The organism is Mesorhizobium sp. M5C.F.Ca.IN.020.29.1.1 (genome assembly GCF_003997375.1).
GTDB lineage: Bacteria > Pseudomonadota > Alphaproteobacteria > Rhizobiales > Rhizobiaceae > Mesorhizobium > Mesorhizobium wenxiniae.
This window is the reverse complement of the sequence record NZ_RZSW01001035.1, coordinates 1-978: the sequence shown is the minus strand read 5'-3', so window position 1 is coordinate 978 and position 978 is coordinate 1. Positions and strand designations below refer to the sequence as shown.

Here is a 978-nt window from a genome sequence, read left to right as displayed (position 1 = left end):
GGGTGGATGGATGCTGGCGGCACGCTAGCCGAGATCGGCAAGGGCACTCCCGGCGGCATTTGTGACATGTCGCACTTGCGCCCGACACACGCAAGCTGCTGCTAGAGGAGAGAGAAGTTCGAGCCGAAGAGGAGAAACTGGCCGGTAACCAGGGGAATTTTCAATATGGGACCGTCATCGCAGCTGTCCTGGATCGGCGGTCCCGCGACGTAAAGGTGCCCCTTCAGGATGTTTTTCCAGATCGTTGGAAAATCCGCTCCCTTGTTCTTTTCAGCGTTGCACGCATTGAGAAGCCTCGAGACCGTGTCCGTCATTGAATCCGCATTATTTAAGCGCCTGATTTCAAATCATATGAATGAACACGGCAGGGATGGGTTTGATTTCGATCAAAATCCCCCCGCTGCTTACAGCGGCACCCAGTCTCTGCCTTCCTTGCGATAAAGGCGCTTCACGGCAGCCCAAGCGACGCGATCGGCACTGTCAGCTTGTCGCTCTCGTCATCGGCCTTCAGCACTTCAGTGCGAGCCGTGATACCGTTCGAAGGCCCGTATAGCCAGGCAACGCAGTGGCATGAGGAAATGCGACAGATTGCGCGTGATCGGAAAACAGAACCGGGTGATGTTTATTTCTTCTACCCGACGTGTCCGAAATGCGCCAAAGCGTACAGCAAGAACTATGTCGTTGGCGCGCGGCCGTAGCCTAGGACCCGCAGCTCTCAGCGCGACATTTGCCCCAAGGGCTCGCGCTCCGGGCGGACGTTTGCCAGGCAGGCATAGGGCAGGGGGACTCTTTCGAGCAGCAAGCGCGGGCGTGACATAGACCCTGAAAATTAAAGAGGGCTGATTGCATTTCATGTCACACTGGGACTCTGAGGCATGACCATTCGAGTTTGGCCACCTCCGTTTGAGAAATGCTAGCGGCTTCTGGCTCGATACTGCACAAGGCCCTGGATATTCAGGCCGTCTGGCAGCAAAACTG

Annotated in this window: 2 protein-coding genes; one reads left to right on the top strand and one right to left on the bottom strand. The window is 56.3% G+C overall.

Features of this window, described 5'->3' with window-relative positions; genetic code table 11:
* Positions 1 to 101: 101 nt before the first annotated feature.
* Entirely contained in the window at positions 102 to 314 is a 213-nt protein-coding gene (locus EOA85_RS36005) for a hypothetical protein (RefSeq protein ID WP_127212784.1), read from the bottom strand.
* A gap of 204 nt (positions 315 to 518) precedes the next feature.
* Here EOA85_RS36005 and EOA85_RS40235 point away from each other — a divergent pair, with 204 nt between their 5' ends.
* The gene (locus EOA85_RS40235) at positions 519 to 698 is read left to right on the top strand and encodes a hydrolase (RefSeq protein WP_348627964.1); all 180 of its coding nucleotides are present in this window, start codon (positions 519 to 521) and stop codon (positions 696 to 698) included.
* Positions 699 to 978 lie beyond the last annotated feature (280 nt).